Consider the following 14,198-nt stretch of genomic DNA (forward strand, 5'->3'; position numbering starts at 1 on the left):
AGTTCAGCCACCCGGGCACGCATCGCCTTGCCTTTGAGGCCCAGGTAAAAGGTCAACGGCCGTGCCTTCTTCTGCTCGCGTGCACCGGATTCGATGTCCAGGTCGTATAGGCGTTGGCCATCTACCAGTGCAACACGCAACTCTTCGGGTTGAGTTGCGTTAATCAGCATTCTTTTCATGTAGTACCGTCGGTTTCCGGGCTGCCGGAAACGGCGTTCGGCACACACGACTTCTCTAGGTCGGTGTCAGGTGCGTCAGGAGTGGTTGGCCACTCCAGTGTCTAGCGAACCCCGACCAATTGGGCCGGTGTCGCGACGTACGCGTCCTGCTTGCTGTGGCTACTTAAGCACTCAGTCAGGAGGAGGAATCAACCAGCGGCTGTGGACGAGATGAAGCGTCTTGATAAAGCCTATTGCTACACAGTCCAGCGGTTGTGCATCTCCACCCTACACGTATCCCTGATAATTCGGGTGCTGCCGCGCGCAGAATCCGCAGCGGGTTGGCATTTACCGTGAGCTCCGAAAGGGGAGGTCACGCATCATGGCTAATTTAGGCGTTGTTTCCGAAGCGTTCACTCGGGGTCATTCGCAGCTGACTGCACTTTGTGAACTGGCCATGAATATTGGCTGGCAAGGCGAGTTGAAACTCTGCTTTGCCGCTTGATTCAGGCCTCATGTCACCTGCGCTCGTTACACCTGCAAACTCCACCGTTACGTAGCGAAAGCCCCGTAGGACGGCCTCGCGTCCTGGTGAATTGCGTTGGTCAGGGACGGTTTTTGACCGTTAGTCCGCTGTCCAGGCCGCTTTTGGCGGCGTTCGCGACTATAGCAGCAATGATTAAGTGCTTCAATTCCATAAAAAATTGTTATCATCCGCGCCATGACGACTACTGCCCCTTCGACCCCAGCCGTACAACTGCTGGAGGTCTCGCCGGAATATGCCGGCCAACGTATTGATAACTTCCTTCTCGCTCGGCTCAAAGGCGTGCCCAAGACCTTGATTTACCGCATTTTGCGCAAAGGCGAAGTGCGAGTGAACAAAGGCCGGATCAAGCCCGAATACAAGCTGCAGGCCGGCGATATCGTGCGCGTGCCGCCGGTTCGCGTGCCCGAGCGCGATGAGCCCGTGCCGCTGGCCCAGGGCCTGCTGCAACGCCTCGAAGCCTCGATTGTCTTCGAAGACAAGGCGCTGATCGTGATCAACAAGCCTTGCGGTATCGCGGTTCACGGCGGTAGTGGCTTGACCTACGGCGTGATCGAAGCCTTTCGTCAGTTGCGTCCCGATTGCAAGGAGCTTGAGCTGGTTCACCGTCTCGACCGTGACACTTCCGGCCTGCTGATGATCGCCAAGAAACGCAGCATGTTGCGTCACTTGCACACGGCATTGCGTGGCGATGGCGTGGACAAGCGCTACATGGCGCTGGTCCGCGGTAACTGGGCGGCCTCGATCAAGCAAGTCCGGGCGTCGCTGGGCAAGAGCAATCTGCGCTCCGGCGAGCGCATGGTCGAGGTCGACGAGGAGGAGGGCAAGGAGTCTGTAACGGTGTTCAAGGTCCTGCGTCGTTTCGGCGACTTTGCCACCCTGATCGAAGCCAAACCGATCACCGGCCGGACTCACCAGATTCGCGTACACACGCTGCACGCCGGGCATTGCATCGCGGGTGACACCAAGTACGGCGATGACGATTTCAGCAAGGAAATTCGTGATCTGGGCGGCAAACGCCTGTTCCTCCACGCCTACATGCTGACCGTGCCGTTGCCCGATGGCAGCGAGCTCAAGTTGCAGGCGCCCGTGGATGAAATGTGGGCCAAGACCGTGGAGCGCTTGAGTGCACCCGTCTGATTACAAGCTGCTGATTTTCGATTGGGACGGCACCCTGGCTGACTCCATTGGTCGGATAGTCGAGGCGATGCATGTCGCCTCCGAGCGTTCCGGGTTTCAGTTGCGTGATGATTTTGCGGTCAAGGGCATTATCGGTCTCGGCCTGCCAGAGGCGATTCGCACGTTGTATCCACAGATCGGCGATGACGAACTGATTGCCTTCCGCCAGCACTATGCCGATCACTACATCGCTGCCGAGGCGGTGCCTTCACCGTTGTTCGAAGGTGTTGCCGAATCAATGGCAGCCTTTCGTGCCGAGGGATATCAATTGGCGGTGGCCACCGGCAAGGCGCGTCGCGGGCTGAATCGCGTCCTTGGGGCGCACGGCTGGGAAAACTATTTCGATATCACCCGTGCGGCGGATGAAACTGCCAGCAAGCCTCACCCTCTGATGCTGGAAGAGATTCTTGCCCATTGCGGTGTTTCTGCGCAGCAGGCGCTGATGGTCGGGGATTCTTCCTTTGACCTGAAAATGGCCCGCAACGCCGGCATGGATTCGGTTGCAGTGAGTTATGGCGCTCAATCCATCGACACGCTGAAGGTTTTCGAGCCGCGGCTGTCCATCGATCATTTTTCAGAATTGCATGCCTGGCTGAATCAGCCGGCTTAACAGGTTTTTTGCTGGGGTAGATGGTATGACCGACGAATGGAAAGCGCCCGCCAAGGCGAGCGCGGAGAGCGGTGACGAGAAGAGCTGGAAGCTGTTGGAAACGACCCTGCTGGCCAGTGTGCAGGAACAGCGCCGGTCCCGGCGCTGGGGGATTTTCTTCAAGTTGCTGACCTTTGTGTATCTGTTTGGCGCGCTGCTGTTGTTCACGCCACTGATGGACATGGAAAAAAGCGCGACCCGTGGTTCGCACTACACGGCGTTGATCGATGTCACCGGCATGATTGCCGACAAGGAAGCGGCCAGTGCTGACAACATCGTCGGCAGCCTGCGTGCGGCCTTCGAGGACGACAAAGTCAAAGGCGTCATCCTGCGCATCAACAGCCCTGGCGGCAGTCCGGTGCAGTCGGGTTACGTGTACGACGAAATCGTGCGTCTGCGCGGTCTGCACCCGGACACCAAGGTGTATGCGGTGATCTCCGATCTGGGGGCTTCCGGCGCCTACTACATTGCCAGCGCGGCCGATCAGATCTACGCCGACAAGGCGAGCCTGGTGGGTTCCATTGGTGTGACGGCGGCCGGTTACGGCTTTGTTGGCACCATGGAGAAGCTGGGCGTTGAGCGTCGCACGTACACGTCGGGTGAGCACAAGTCGTTCCTTGATCCGTTCCAGCCGCAGAAGCCCGAAGAGACTCAATTCTGGCAAGGCGTGCTGGACACCACGCACCAGCAATTCATCAACAGCGTGAAGAAAGGGCGTGGCGACCGTCTCAAGGATAAAGAGCATCCGGAGCTGTTCTCCGGGCTGGTCTGGAGCGGTGAGCAGGCGCTGCCGCTCGGTCTGATCGATGGCCTGGGTAATGCCAGTTCGGTGGCGCGCGACGTGATTGGCGAGAAAGAGCTGGTGGACTTCACCGTTCAGGAATCGCCGTTCGATCGTTTCTCGAAAAAGCTCGGCGCCAGTGTCGCTGAGCAGTTGGCGATGTGGATGGGCTTTCACGGTCCGTCGTTGCGCTGATCCTGCTGCTGTTGCATACAAAACCGGCCCCAGTGGCCGGTTTTTTGTGGTCAGGGTATTTGCACGCCTTCTTTGAGCAGCATGTCGATCAGGCGGATCAGCGGCAGGCCGATCAGGCTGGTGGCGTCAGGGCCTTCGGTACGCCGGAACAGGCTCACCCCCAAACCTTCGGTCTTGAAGCTGCCAGCGCAATCGTAGGGCTGCTCGGCGTGCAGGTAGCGTTCGATGTGCGCCTGATCGAGCGTGCGCATGTGTACGGTGAAGGGCACGCAATCGACCTGGCACTCGCCGGTCTGGCTGTTGAGCACGGCCAGGCCGGTGAGGAAGGTCACACTGGCGCCACTCGACGCCAAAAGTTGTTCGCGGGCCTTTTCGAAGGTGTGCGGTTTGCCGATAATCCGTTCGCCGAGCACGGCGACCTGATCCGAGCCGATGATCAGGTGAGCGGGGTGGGTGCCGGCGAGTGCCTGGGCTTTTTCCTGGGCGAGGCGTTTTACCAGTTCGAGGGCAGGCTCGTTCGGACGATGACTTTCGTCGATGTCCGGCGAGCTGCAGATGAATGGCAGCTGCAAACGGGCCAGTAATTCCCGGCGATAAACCGAGCTTGAAGCGAGTAATAAAGGCAGCATGCGCATCTCCAAAAGGCAGGGCCGAATTCTAGCGAGGCTTCCAGGTGACGGACAGGGCTGAATTTCCTTTGACATGGCCGGGTGCATCCCTATAATGCTGCGCCTATGTTGAATGACCCGATTCCACCTCACGTTGACCCGCGCAAATTGGCTGACCGTGGCACCACCCTTCAAGGTGAACTGCTGCTGGCCGATTTGGAGAGACTCTGCGACCCGCTTTCCGACACTGTCGGTACGGTGCAGGCTAAATTCGTTTTTGAACGAGATGAACGTAAATCTGTGGTAATTCACAGCTTTATCGACACCGAAGTCAAAATGGTTTGCCAGCGTTGTCTTGAGCTGGCTCGATCTTTCTGCCACTGGAACAAGGAGCCACATCGACATGAGCCGTAGTGAAACCGTGTGGATCGTCGATGACGACCGTTCTATCCGTTGGGTCCTGGAAAAAGCCTTGCAGCAAGAAGGCATGACCACGCAAAGCTTCGACAGCGCCGATGGCGTGATGAGCCGCCTGGCGCGCCAGCAGCCGGACGTGATCATCTCCGACATCCGCATGCCCGGCGCCAGCGGCCTGGACCTTCTGGCGCGGATTCGCGAACAACACCCACGGCTGCCGGTCATCATCATGACCGCTCACTCTGACCTGGACAGCGCCGTCGCGTCGTACCAGGGCGGTGCGTTTGAATACTTGCCGAAACCGTTCGACGTCGACGAAGCGGTGTCGCTGGTCAAGCGTGCGAACCAGCACGCGCAAGAACAACAAGGCCTGGAAGTGCCGGTCGCTTTGACCCGCACGCCAGAAATCATCGGCGAAGCGCCGGCGATGCAGGAAGTGTTTCGCGCCATCGGGCGCTTGAGCCACTCCAACATTACCGTGCTGATCAACGGCGAATCCGGGACCGGTAAAGAGCTGGTCGCCCACGCCCTGCATCGCCACAGCCCACGGGCGGCGTCGCCATTTATTGCGCTGAACATGGCGGCGATCCCCAAAGACCTGATGGAATCCGAGCTGTTCGGCCACGAGAAAGGCGCGTTCACCGGCGCGGCCAACTTGCGGCGCGGTCGCTTTGAACAGGCCGATGGCGGCACGCTGTTCCTCGATGAAATCGGCGACATGCCGGCGGACACGCAAACCCGTCTGCTGCGCGTATTGGCCGACGGCGAGTTTTACCGCGTCGGCGGGCATACGCCGGTGAAGGTCGATGTGCGCATCATTGCCGCCACGCACCAGAACCTGGAAACCCTGGTGCACGCCGGGAAATTCCGCGAAGACTTGTTCCACCGCCTCAACGTGATCCGCATTCATATTCCACGGTTGTCGGACCGTCGCGAAGACATCCCGACTCTCGCCAAACACTTCCTCGCCCGCGCCGCGCAAGAACTGGCGGTCGAGCCGAAGTTGCTGAAAAGCGAAACCGAGGAATACCTGAAGAACCTGCCGTGGGGCGGCAACGTCCGTCAGCTGGAAAACACCTGCCGCTGGATCACGGTGATGGCTTCGGGTCGCGAAGTGCACATCAGCGACCTGCCACCGGAGCTGCTGAGCCTGCCGCAGGATTCGGCGCCGGTGACCAACTGGGAGCAAGCGCTGCGCCAGTGGGCGGATCAGGCGTTGGCGCGCGGTCAGTCGAGCCTGCTGGACAGCGCAGTGCCGGCGTTCGAACGCATCATGATCGAGACCGCCCTCAAACACACCGCCGGCCGCCGCCGCGATGCCGCCGTCCTGCTGGGCTGGGGTCGTAACACCCTGACGCGCAAGATCAAGGAATTGGGGATGAAGGTAGATGGCGGGGATGATGATGAGGGGGATGAGGGTTAAGCAGCCTTTAGTACCTCGCTGGCAGTTACACCGCCTTCGCGGGCAAGCCCGCTCCCACAGTGGATTTTTGGAGTGTTCATTATTGAGTGAACACACCTGAACCCACTGTGGGAGCGGGCTTGCTCGCGAAGGGGCCATTTCATTCGACGTGGATGTTGATCGAAGCGCCGCCCGGAGGCTCGCTCCCGCACTTGGCGCTCTGTGCACCGCAGCAATGCACGATGAACCGCAATCGCGCACAAACACTGATTCAGCACCCCGCCCTTTTTCGCAACCGAACCCTGAGCCAAAAAACACGAAAGCCCCGGATTACGGGGCTTTCGAGGTTTCTATCCGGCTTTATATTGCGAGTTGTTAAAAACTGGCACGCCCCCTGCAATAGTCCTTTCAGTGATTCAGTTCACTACCCGGTTTCGGGGACCTTGGTACAGGCAGGCCGGGGATTCCCCTCTTTACATCGGGCTCACACCGCACCCGCGACGAGCCCACCCAGTTTTGGGGCCCTTGATACAGGCAGGTCAGGGGTTCCTTCTTTACACCGGGCTTGCGACGCAATGCGCAAGCCCTGCCGTTTTGGGAGCCTTGGTACAGGCAGGCCGGGGATTCCCTCTTTTATTCCTCCCGGAGATGGATCTCCAGCCGCCAGCGGTCATTGACCTCGCTACCGGCCCACTCGCCTTGCAGTGGCCGGGCCGCCACCACCGACAGCAACAACCCCCCATCACTCAAACGCACCCGCCAGTTCACGTTTTTGTCGTTGAGCCTGAGCTGACCTTTCTGCGTGGTGCCTTCCGATTCGAACAGCAACGCCAGGCTGCCGTCCACGAACTCGCCGTGGGTCTTGGGTTCGTTGTTGAACCACACCACCAAGCCGTCGTTCGTGACCTCGACCTGCTGCAAAACCGTCGGGTCGGGCGCGGTCAGGCGACCGATCATCAGCCCCACCATCACCCCGAAAATCGCCAGCGAACCGATCACTCGCGGGAATAGTTTCGAACGGGGATCCTTTGGCGGCGTAGAATGCCCGTCATCTTTACCTTCGGAGCCGTGCATGTTTCACGTCATCCTTTTTCAACCAGAAATTCCGCCGAATACCGGCAACGTTATCAGGCTGTGCGCCAACAGTGGCTGCCACCTGCATTTGATCGAACCGCTGGGGTTCGAGATGGACGACAAGCGCTTGCGCCGGGCCGGCCTCGATTACCACGAGTACGCCACCCTGCAACGCCACGCCGACCTCGCCAGTTGCCTGGAAAGCCTTGGCCATCCAAGGTTGTTCGCGTTTACCACCAAGGGTTCGCGCCCGTTCCACGATGCCAGTTTTGCCGAGGGCGATGCCTTTCTGTTCGGCCCGGAAAGCCGTGGCTTGCCGGCCGAGGTGCTCGACGCCCTGCCCGGCGAACAACGCCTGCGCTTGCCGATGCGTGAAGGCTGCCGCAGCCTGAACCTGTCCAACACCGTGGCCGTCGCCGTGTATGAAGGCTGGCGCCAGCTCGGTTTCAAGTAACCCCAAACAAATGTGGGAGCGGGCTTGCTCGCGAAAGCGCTTGTTCATTCAACATTGATGTTGACTGACACGACGCCTTCGCGAGCAAGCCCGCTCCCACATTGGGACCTGCTTCGACGTTACTGAACGGTCGGAGTCTCGCCCGAAGCCTGCATGCGTTGCAGTTCTTGTGCGTACAGCGCGTCGAAGTTCACTGGCGCCAGCATCAGCGCCGGGAACGAACCACGGGTGACCAGGCTGTCCAGGGTTTCGCGAGCGTACGGGAACAGGATGTTCGGGCAGAACGCGCCGAGGGTGTGGCTCATCGACGCGTCGTCCAGGTTCTTGATCAGGAAGATCCCGGCCTGTTGCACTTCGGCGATGAACGCCACTTCGCCGTTTTCACCGTTCTTCACGGTCACCGACAAGGTCAGCACGACTTCATGGAAGTCGCCTTCCAGGGCCTTCTGGCGGGTGTTCAGATCCAGACCGACACTCGGTTCCCACTGCTGGCGGAAAATCGCCGGGCTTTTCGGGGCTTCGAACGACAAGTCACGTACGTAGATGCGCTGCAAGGAGAATTGCGGTGCGGTTTCTTCTTCGCTAGCTGCAGTGTTCTGTTGGTCAGTCATCTCAGATCCTTTCTGATCTCGGGTTCTTATAGGGAAGGTATTCAGGCCTTGAGCATCGCGTCGAGCTTGCCGGCGCGCTCAAGGGCAAACAAATCATCACAACCGCCAATGTGGCGCTCGCCGATCCAGATCTGCGGCACGGACGTGCGTCCCGCTTTCTGAGCCATGGCGGCGCGCACCTGCGGCTTGCCATCGACCTTGATCTCTTCGAAGGCCACGCCTTTGTTCTCGAGCAGGTACTTGGCTCGCGAGCAGTAAGGGCAGTAATCGCTGGAATAGACGACGACGTTGCTCATATCACTTCACCAGCGGCAGGTTATCGCCCTTCCAGCTGGAGATACCGCCGGACAGCTTGGCGGCGGTGAAGCCGGATTTCATCAGCTCACGGGCATGCGTACCAGCGGTCTGGCCCACGGCGTCGACCAGAATGATGGTCTTGGCCTTGTGTTTTTCCAGTTCGCCGATGCGAGCGGTGAGTTTGTCGTGAGGAATGTTCAGCGCGCCAACGATGTGGCCAGCGGCGAAATCCTTGGTCGGACGAATGTCGATCACCACGCCTGCGTCCTTGTTGACCAGCCCGGTCAGCTCGCCGGTGCTCAGGCTGCGGCCGCCGCCTTTCATCTCATGGGCGATCAGCAGCGCCAGCAGAACGACGAAAATACCGGCCAGCAGATAGTGGGTGGTGGCAAATGCAATCAGGTGATCAAGCATTTAAGGTGGTTCCAGGGCGTTAAAAGTGGGCCAGTATACACAGCCCCCAAGGTGCGCCAAACCCCGTCCGGCGGTGACGTGGAATGAACTTGCCTTTAAACTGCCACTCCCTTTTCCATCGCCCTCTTTTAACTCAGCCACGAGTGGAATCCATGACTACCACGCCTAAACCTTTGGTCCTGATTATTCTCGACGGCTTCGGTCACAGTGAGAGCCACGACGCCAACGCTGTGTACTCCGCCAAGAAGCCCGTACTGGACCGCCTGACCGCCACCGTGCCGAACGGTTTGATCTCGGGCAGCGGCATGGACGTCGGCCTGCCGGACGGCCAGATGGGCAACTCCGAAGTCGGCCACATGAACCTCGGCGCCGGTCGCGTGGTGTACCAGGACTTCACCCGCGTGACCAAATCGATCCGCGACGGCGAGTTCTTCGAGAACCCGACCATCTGCGCCGCCGTCGATAAAGCCGTTACTGCCGGCAAAGCGGTGCACTTCATGGGCCTGTTGTCCGAGGGCGGCGTGCACAGCCACCAGGATCACCTGGTCGCCATGGCCGAACTGGCGTTCAAGCGCGGTGCCGAGAAAATCTACTTGCACGCGTTCCTCGATGGCCGCGACACGCCGCCGAAAAGCGCGCAGTCGTCAATCGAACTGCTCGACGCGACTTTCCAGGCGCTCGGCAAAGGCCGGATCGCCAGCATCGTCGGCCGTTACTTCGCCATGGACCGCGACAACCGTTGGGACCGCGTGGCCCAGGCCTACAACCTGATTGTCGACGGCAACGGCGAATTCAACGCCGCCACCGCGCAAGAAGGCCTGGAAGCGGCCTACGCCCGTGGCGAAAGCGATGAATTCGTCAAAGCCACCTCCATCGGCGAGCCGGTGAAGGTCGAAGACGGCGACGCCGTGGTGTTCATGAACTTCCGCGCCGACCGCGCCCGTGAACTGACCCGTGTGTTCGTCGAAGACGGTTTCAAGGAATTCGCGCGTGCACGCCAGCCAAAACTGGCCGGCTTCGTCATGTTGACCCAATACGCCGCCAGCATTCCTGCGCCCTCGGCCTTCGCCGCCGGCAGCCTGGAAAACGTGCTGGGCGACTACCTGGCGAAAAACGGCAAGACCCAGTTGCGTATCGCCGAAACCGAGAAATATGCGCACGTGACCTTCTTCTTCTCCGGCGGCCGCGAGGAACCGTTCCCCGGCGAGGAGCGCATCCTGATCCCGTCGCCAAAAGTCGCCACCTACGACTTGCAGCCTGAGATGAGCGCGCCGGAAGTCACCGACCGTATCGTCGACGCCATCGACAATCAGCGTTACGACGTGATTGTGGTCAATTACGCCAACGGCGACATGGTCGGCCACAGCGGCAACCTTGAAGCGGCGATCAAAGCCGTGGAATGCCTGGACCTGTGCGTCGGCCGCATCGTCGATGCCCTGGATAAAGTCGGCGGCGAAGCGCTGATCACCGCCGACCACGGCAACTGCGAGAAGATGTCCGACGAAGAAACCCACCAGGCCCACACCGCCCACACCACCGAGCCGGTGCCGTTCATTTATGTCGGCAAGCGTGATTTCAAGGTTCGCCACGGCGGCGTGCTGGCGGACGTGGCGCCGACCATGCTGATGTTGATGGGGCTTGAGAAGCCGGCCGAAATGACCGGCACTTCGATCCTGGTGTAATCGGCCTTCCAAACAGCGAAATACCCTGTGGGAGCGGGCTTGCTCACGAAAGCGGTCTGTCAGTCGACATCAATGTTGAACGACAGACCGCTTTCGCGAGCAAGCCCGCTCCCACATTGGTTTGTGGGTGTTTTTTGGTCCAGTTATCACACAGCCCGAAATGGGCATTTTTTTTGCCGCGCTTGGCGGGCATACTAGGCCGTCCCTTTCCCTGGTGTCGCCCGCCTCTATGCTTCGCGTCCTGATTGCCCTTGCTCTGACTTGCCTGCTCCAACCGGCCTTCGCTGACGAGCGCGCGCAAACCCAACAACAGTTGGACGCCACGCGTCAGGACATTGCCGAGCTGAAGAAACTGCTGGGCAAGCTGCAAGAAGAAAAGTCCGGTGTGCAAAAGGACCTCAAAGGCACCGAGACCGAGATGGGCAAGCTCGAGAAGCAAGTCGATGCCCTGCAAAAAGAGCTGAAGAAAAGCGAATCCGAGCTGCAGCGACTCGATGGAGAGAAAAAAAAACTCCAGAGCGCGCGCATTGAACAGCAACGACTGATCGCCATTCAGGCCCGCGCGGCCTATCAGAACGGCCGCCAGGAATACCTGAAGCTGCTGCTCAACCAGCAAAACCCGGAAAAATTCGCCCGCACCCTCACTTATTACGACTACCTGAGCCAGGCCCGCCTGGAGCAGTTGAAGAGTTTCAACGAAACCCTGCGCCAATTGGCCAATGTCGAAAAAGACATCTCCCTGCAACAAGCGCAATTGCTGGTGCAGAAGAGCAGCCTCGACAGCCAGCGCGACGAACTCGATAAAGTCCGCAAGGAGCGCCAGCAAGTCCTGGCCAGGCTCAACGACGACGTAAAGGCACGCGACCAGAAACTGGCCTCCCGCGAGCAGGATCAGGCAGACCTGTCTAAAGTCCTTAAAACCATTGAAGAAACCTTGGCCCGCCAGGCCCGAGAGGCAGAAGAAGCGCGTCAAAAAGCGCTGATCGCCCAGCAGGAAGCCGAAAAAAAGCGTTTACGTGAGGCCCAGGCGGAAGCAGACACCACCGACGCCCCACGCAAACCCGTCAAATCGCCCCCTGGCGCACTGGTTTCAAGTTCAGGCGAAACCTTTGGCGGCCCGTTTGCTGCGACCCGGGGAAAACTTCCCTGGCCTGTTGATGGTCGACTGCTGGCACGCTTTGGTGAAACCCGTGGCGACGACGCCCGTACCAAGTGGGACGGCGTGATGATCAGCGCCACGGCGGGCAGCCAGGTGCATGCCGTGCATGGCGGTCGCGTGGTGTTCGCAGATTGGCTGCGCGGCGCCGGGCTGCTGGTGATCCTCGATCACGGCAATGGTTTTTTGAGTCTCTACGGTCACAACCAGACGCTGCTCAAGTCTGCGGGTGATGTGGTAAAAGCCGGAGAGTCCATCTCCACTGTCGGTAACAGCGGCGGGCAGGACACACCGGCACTCTATTTCGCAATTCGTCAGCAGGGTCACCCGAGTGATCCGGCGCAATGGTGCCACGCGCAAGGATAGGCGTTGAGTCACCTACATTAGGAGTTCGTTCGACATGCTGCATTTGTCCCGTCTTACCTCGCTGGCCCTGACGATCGCCCTGGTGATCGGCGCGCCTCTGGCGTTTGCCGCTCAACCGGCCCCGGCCGTCGCGCCTGCGGGCACGGCTGCGACCACCAAGGCGCCGCTGCCGCTGGAAGAGTTGCGCACTTTTGCCGAGGTCATGGACCGGATCAAGGCCGCCTATGTCGAACCGGTGGACGACAAGACCCTGCTGGAAAATGCCATCAAAGGCATGCTCAGCAACCTCGACCCGCACTCGGCCTATCTGGGCCCGGAAGATTTCGCTGAATTGCAGGAAAGCACCAGCGGCGAATTCGGCGGCCTGGGCATCGAAGTCGGCGCCGAAGACGGTTTCATCAAAGTGGTTTCGCCCATCGATGACACCCCGGCCTCCAAGGCTGGCATTCAGGCCGGCGACTTTATCGTCAAGATCAACGGGGCGCCGACTCGCGGCCAGACCATGACCGAAGCCGTCGACAAGATGCGCGGCAAGATCGGCCAGAAAATCACCCTGACCCTGGTCCGCGACGGCGGTACGCCGTTCGACGTGACCCTGGCGCGCGCCGTTATCCAGGTGAAGAGCGTCAAGGCGCAATTGCTGGAATCGGGCTACGCCTACATCCGCATCACGCAGTTCCAGGTCAAGACCGGCGAAGAAGTGTCCAAGGCCCTCGCGAAACTGCGCAAGGAAAACGGCAAGAAGCTCAACGGCATCATCCTCGACCTGCGTAACAACCCGGGCGGCGTGCTGCAAGCGGCGGTGGAAGTGGTCGACCACTTCATCACCAAAGGCCTGATCGTCTACACCAAGGGCCGCATCGCCAACTCCGAACTGCGCTTCTCGGCCACGGGCAAAGACGAAAGCGAAGCCGTGCCGATGGTCGTGCTGATCAACGGTGGCAGTGCCTCGGCCTCGGAAATTGTCGCCGGCGCCCTGCAGGATCAGAAACGCGCCGTGATCATGGGCACCACCAGTTTCGGCAAGGGCTCGGTACAAACCGTGCTGCCGCTGAACAACGACCGTGCGCTGAAGATCACCACGGCGTTGTACTACACGCCGAACGGTCGCTCGATCCAGGCTCAGGGCATCGTCCCGGACATCGAAGTGCGCAAGGCCAAGATCACCAGCGAGCAGGACGGCGAGTACTTCAAGGAAGCCGACCTGCAAGGTCACTTGGGCAATGGCAACGGCGGCGCCGACAAACCGACCGGTTCCGGCAGCAAAGCCAAAGCCATGCCGCAGGACGATGATTACCAATTGGCCCAGGCCCTGAGCCTGCTCAAAGGGTTGAGCATCACCTCCGGCCGCTGAGATGCGCCTGCGGTCAGTCCTCGGTCTGCTGTGCTGTCTGGCGGGTGTTGCTCACGCAGAACCCGTCCAGACGAAACCTCAAAAGGCCTACCTGAGCCTGATCATCGATGACCTGGGGCAGAACCTGCCCCGGGATCGTCGCGTGCTTGCCCTGCCCGGCCCGGTGACCACGGCGATCATGCCCGACACGCCCCACGCCACCGAATTTGCCCGCGAAGCCCATCGCGCCGGCAAGATCGTCATCCTGCACATGCCCATGGACCCGGCCACCGGCCCGTTTGCCTGGCATCCCGATTTGCCCATCGACGAACTGGAAAAACGCCTGATCGCGGCGTTCAAGGTCGTGCCGTACACGGCGGGAATCAACAACCACATGGGCAGCCGCATGACCGCGCAGCCAGCCGCCATGGCCTGGCTGATGGCGGACTTGCAGCGCCGGCACAAGTTCTTTGTCGACAGCCGCACCAGCGCGCAAACGATAGCGGCGGCGGAGGCGCAGAAGATCGGGTTGGCGAGCGTTTCGCGGGATGTTTTTCTGGATGACGAGCGTACCGAAGCGGCTATTTTCAGGCAGCTCCAGACCGCTATCGAGCTGGCCCGCAAACAGGGTTCCGCCGTGATGATCGGGCACCCGTACCCGCAGACGCTGGCGGTGCTGGAGCGCGAATTGCCCAAGCTGAAGGCGCAAGGTATCGAGTGGATCAACATCAAACAAATGATCAGCGTGCGCAGCAATCGCGCCACCGCTGCCCATGGCAAAGATGGCATTTACCGTCAGTAACCCTCACGACCGATAAATAATTACCGCCATCGGCTTCGCCCCATTCCCGATAGTAGGGCCTGAAAAAGGTCGCAGT

The 14,198-nt window shown here is 60.1% G+C and carries 14 protein-coding genes and 2 pseudogenes; 10 read left to right on the top strand and 6 right to left on the bottom strand.

What is annotated here, in order from left to right; genetic code table 11:
- Window positions 1-62: 62 nt before the first annotated feature.
- A pseudogene (locus tag ACQKP4_RS15345) lies at window positions 63-179 on the bottom strand (hypothetical protein); the annotation flags it as partial.
- Between the two features lie 700 nt (window positions 180-879).
- Between ACQKP4_RS15345 and rluC the strand changes: the two are divergent.
- The 3 genes from rluC to sppA are packed head-to-tail and all read left to right on the top strand — an operon-like array spanning window position 880 to window position 3,506.
- Entirely contained in the window at window positions 880-1,842 is a 963-nt protein-coding gene (gene rluC, locus ACQKP4_RS15350) for a 23S rRNA pseudouridine(955/2504/2580) synthase RluC (RefSeq protein WP_427634420.1), read from the top strand.
- Window positions 1,829-2,491 (top strand): HAD-IA family hydrolase, encoded by a 663-nt coding sequence (locus ACQKP4_RS15355; protein ID WP_427634422.1) that lies wholly within the window; start codon window positions 1,829-1,831, stop codon window positions 2,489-2,491. Before rluC ends, ACQKP4_RS15355 begins: the two co-directional genes overlap by 14 nt.
- Window positions 2,492-2,516: 25 nt before the next feature.
- Window positions 2,517-3,506, top strand: coding sequence for a signal peptide peptidase SppA (gene sppA, locus ACQKP4_RS15360; protein ID WP_427634424.1), 990 nt, complete (start codon window positions 2,517-2,519; stop codon window positions 3,504-3,506).
- Between the two features lie 50 nt (window positions 3,507-3,556).
- Here sppA and ACQKP4_RS15365 read toward each other — a convergent pair whose 3' ends face one another.
- Window positions 3,557-4,135: a Maf family protein gene (locus tag ACQKP4_RS15365; protein ID WP_427634426.1), complete on the bottom strand. Its 579-nt coding sequence runs from the start codon at window positions 4,133-4,135 to the stop codon at window positions 3,557-3,559.
- Window positions 4,136-4,240: 105 nt separating this feature from the next.
- Between ACQKP4_RS15365 and ACQKP4_RS15370 the strand changes: the two are divergent.
- Both ACQKP4_RS15370 and ntrC read left to right on the top strand, forming a co-directional pair.
- Window positions 4,241-4,477: pseudogene (locus ACQKP4_RS15370) on the top strand (YceD family protein); the annotation flags it as partial.
- A gap of 40 nt (window positions 4,478-4,517) precedes the next feature.
- Window positions 4,518-5,954, top strand: a complete 1,437-nt coding sequence (gene ntrC / locus ACQKP4_RS15375; protein WP_427634428.1) for a nitrogen regulation protein NR(I) — start codon at window positions 4,518-4,520, stop codon at window positions 5,952-5,954.
- Between the two features lie 612 nt (window positions 5,955-6,566).
- Here the strand turns inward: ntrC and ACQKP4_RS15380 are convergent.
- A complete protein-coding gene (locus ACQKP4_RS15380) occupies window positions 6,567-7,007 on the bottom strand; it encodes a hypothetical protein (protein ID WP_427634430.1) in 441 nt (146 codons plus the stop codon).
- Here ACQKP4_RS15380 and ACQKP4_RS15385 point away from each other — a divergent pair.
- A complete protein-coding gene (locus tag ACQKP4_RS15385) occupies window positions 7,006-7,461 on the top strand; it encodes a tRNA (cytidine(34)-2'-O)-methyltransferase (RefSeq protein ID WP_007949025.1) in 456 nt (151 codons plus the stop codon). The two genes, ACQKP4_RS15380 and ACQKP4_RS15385, sit on opposite strands and share 2 nt — an antisense overlap.
- Before the next feature lie 119 nt (window positions 7,462-7,580).
- Here the strand turns inward: ACQKP4_RS15385 and secB are convergent, their stop codons facing one another.
- From secB to ACQKP4_RS15400, 3 genes are read right to left on the bottom strand one after another with little or no spacing between them, the layout of a single operon-like run.
- Window positions 7,581-8,072 carry a protein-export chaperone SecB gene (gene secB, locus ACQKP4_RS15390; RefSeq protein WP_133837826.1) on the bottom strand — a complete coding sequence of 164 codons (492 nt, stop codon included), beginning with the start codon at window positions 8,070-8,072 and terminating at the stop codon, window positions 7,581-7,583.
- Between the two features lie 41 nt (window positions 8,073-8,113).
- Window positions 8,114-8,368, bottom strand: coding sequence for a glutaredoxin 3 (grxC, locus tag ACQKP4_RS15395; RefSeq protein ID WP_010464569.1), 255 nt, complete (start codon window positions 8,366-8,368; stop codon window positions 8,114-8,116).
- A 1-nt stretch (window position 8,369) separates the two neighbouring features.
- The gene (locus tag ACQKP4_RS15400) at window positions 8,370-8,783 is read right to left on the bottom strand and encodes a rhodanese-like domain-containing protein (protein WP_427634433.1); all 414 of its coding nucleotides are present in this window, start codon (window positions 8,781-8,783) and stop codon (window positions 8,370-8,372) included.
- A 152-nt stretch (window positions 8,784-8,935) separates the two neighbouring features.
- Between ACQKP4_RS15400 and gpmI the strand changes: the two genes are divergently transcribed.
- From gpmI to ACQKP4_RS15420, 4 genes are all read left to right on the top strand, one after another.
- Window positions 8,936-10,465 (top strand): 2,3-bisphosphoglycerate-independent phosphoglycerate mutase, encoded by a 1,530-nt coding sequence (gene gpmI / locus ACQKP4_RS15405; protein WP_427634434.1) that lies wholly within the window; start codon window positions 8,936-8,938, stop codon window positions 10,463-10,465.
- Between the two features lie 229 nt (window positions 10,466-10,694).
- Window positions 10,695-11,987 carry a murein hydrolase activator EnvC family protein gene (locus ACQKP4_RS15410; protein WP_427634436.1) on the top strand — a complete coding sequence of 431 codons (1,293 nt, stop codon included), beginning with the start codon at window positions 10,695-10,697 and terminating at the stop codon, window positions 11,985-11,987.
- A 34-nt stretch (window positions 11,988-12,021) separates the two neighbouring features.
- Window positions 12,022-13,341 carry a S41 family peptidase gene (locus tag ACQKP4_RS15415; RefSeq protein ID WP_427634438.1) on the top strand — a complete coding sequence of 440 codons (1,320 nt, stop codon included), beginning with the start codon at window positions 12,022-12,024 and terminating at the stop codon, window positions 13,339-13,341.
- Between the two features lies 1 nt (window position 13,342).
- Window positions 13,343-14,122, top strand: a complete 780-nt coding sequence (locus tag ACQKP4_RS15420; RefSeq protein WP_427634440.1) for a divergent polysaccharide deacetylase family protein — start codon at window positions 13,343-13,345, stop codon at window positions 14,120-14,122.
- Window positions 14,123-14,198: the final 76 nt, after the last annotated feature.

Origin of the sequence: Pseudomonas sp. NPDC086278 (assembly GCF_050280905.1) — a bacterium.
Taxonomy (GTDB): Bacteria; Pseudomonadota; Gammaproteobacteria; order Pseudomonadales; family Pseudomonadaceae; genus Aquipseudomonas.